Annotated in this window: 1 protein-coding gene; it reads right to left on the reverse strand. The window is 61.8% G+C overall.

Going from position 1 to position 2293, the window contains the following annotated elements; genetic code table 11:
- Positions 1-189: 189 nt before the first annotated feature.
- Positions 190-1116 (reverse strand): XRE family transcriptional regulator, encoded by a 927-nt coding sequence (locus EB084_23980; protein ID NDD31322.1) that lies wholly within the window; start codon positions 1114-1116, stop codon positions 190-192.
- Between the last annotated feature and the right edge of the window lie 1177 nt (positions 1117-2293).

Below are 2293 nucleotides of genomic sequence, written 5' to 3' on the forward strand. Positions count from 1 at the left end.
AGCGTGGGGGACACGCATAGGTCCATCACGCCACCGTGGGGGACACGCCAGTATGCCCCCGACACGAAGCCTGCGAGGCACGATGTCCACCACGCCACCGTGGGGGACAACCTCGTGTCCACCACGATAGCGTGGGGGACACGCATAGGTCCACCACGCCACCGTGGGGGACACGCCCAAGACCGCGAGTCAAGCAGCGCGTCGATGTTCCTCGATCTGCTTGAACCGTTGAGCGCGGCGCTCGCGAGCTTCCCGACGACGCTGGAACTCTCTTCGCGCGCCCTCCCCCCCTGCTCGTTCCAAATCGCGAAAGAACCGCAGCATCCAGTGTTCGGTGAACAGTTTATCGTTGTCGTAGCGAAGCTCTGGAATCAGAAGCCCTTCGGCGCGCTCTTCGTCCTGAGACGACTGACTCTTGTGCGGGTCACCATCCAGCTCCGCAAACACCCACTGACCACGCTTTCCTGGCTTCTTCTCCATAATGAGGAAGTCGACTCGAGCTCGCGCTTTCACATACGGCGCCTTCAACCTGACCTGACTGAACAGGACGTATCGTGCTTCATCGCGCTCCCAGGTCAGCGCCCACTGCATCTGATTGGCGCCGTAATCGGGAAGAAAGTCATCCAAGACAAGAAGCGGGCACTGATGCAGAGCGGGAGACGTCCACATCAATCGGGCGCCCGATGCGATGAGCATGAACAAGAGCAGCAGCTCGTGGGCCGTGTCTCGCGGAAACTCGTCCGAAAGAACACGAAATTCCTCGGGTGTGAGCTGCTCGCGTGCAGCGTGAACAACCTTCGTCGCAAAGCTCCCCAATCTGAGCACATCTTGAACGGTGGCTCCCCTGGGATAGTTCGCTCGCGTCGACGGTCGCTGCCAGAGGCTCACGACCGACTTGTGAAGACGTGAGCGACTCTCCGCGGGATCCTCGAGTGATTGGCGATCGCACTGCAGGATTCGCGCCAGTTCTTCCCTGTAGCGCTCAGATACAACAAGTTCTCCACGCTCCCACCGTGAGAAGAGCTTTCGAGTGACGCCGAGCCGAACCGCAACATCGTGCTGCGTGAGCCCGAGCTGATGACGACATTCACGTATTTTGGTAATCGCTTTCCGCATGACTAGAGACTATCGGACTCAGTTTGACAAAATGTTTCACAGCGGTGAACGTTGTGAGAACGAGTTGTAACAAGAAAATGAACACGACTTCTTTGCCGCTGAGCTGGAGCACGGGCTCAACTCCTGTAGAGCTCCACAAATGATCCCACACGACCCGAGGTCCACCACGTCACCGTGGGGGACAACGCGTGTCCACCACGCCACCGTGGGGGACAACGCGTGTCCACCACCACACCGTGGGGGACAACGCGTGTCCACCACGCCACCGTGGGGGACAACGCGTGTCTTGCTGTGGGGCAGCAGCCGTGGTGGCTACAGGTCCCCGCGCGATACGCAGGTCCTGCGGAGCTCGTACATTGTCACTTGGGAGGCGACCCCGCTACCCTCGTCAATCGGAGGTTTCTTTCGAGGACGGGGACGAGGGCGGGGGGGCGAGGCGAACCAGAGGATCCAGTCAGGTCGAAGGCCGTTGCGTACTCCGCGATCCCAGTGAAGCACGATGTTCGAGCTGTAGGTGTCGCGTGACAGCCAGGGGTGTCACATTGACGTGCGGCGCTGCTCTGCGACGTCTCAGAGGACTGAGGCCACCTTTTTCCGCGCGGAAGATTGCACAACAACACACGACTGCCACACACACCACACCCGACAACCTGTGCGCCCGTCACGTCGCCGCCCAGCTCTCCCCCGGTTCGTCCTCAAGACAAACGAAACCCTGACAAGAGCTCCGGGGTCGCCACCCATAGAATCACGCGCGAACTCCGTAGGACCACGCCGCCGGCAAGGCACCTGAAGCCACCTTCGCGCACTGCCGTCGCGTGAGCGGACAGCCTGCTGAGCGCCCCTTACACGCCCAGGTCCACCACGCCACCGTGGGGGACAACCCCAGGTCCACCACGCCACCGTGGGGGACAACCCCAGGTCCACCACGCCACCGTGGGGGACAACCCCAGGTCCACCACGCCACCGTGGGGGACAGCGCTGCGGAGCTGCACCAACGAGGGCGCCACACCAAACCAGCATACCACGCAAAACCCCGCAGGACTGGAACCGAACCGCGCAGAAAGCGGCGCCCGCCGTGTCCACTCGCATCCACGACGCACCCACCTTCATCGAAAAGCCAGAGCCCATGCCCCACGCTTCCTCGCTCAGACCCGACCACTGGAACTCCTTCCAGTCC

The sequence above is a fragment of the Pseudomonadota bacterium genome (assembly GCA_010028905.1).
Taxonomy (GTDB): Bacteria; Vulcanimicrobiota; Xenobia; order RGZZ01; family RGZZ01; genus RGZZ01.

Coding starts and splice junctions, on each gene's coding strand:
- EB084_23980 (NDD31322.1), bottom strand. CDS start 1,116: ATGCGGAAAGCGATTACCAAAATACGTGAATGTCGTCATCAGCTCGGG.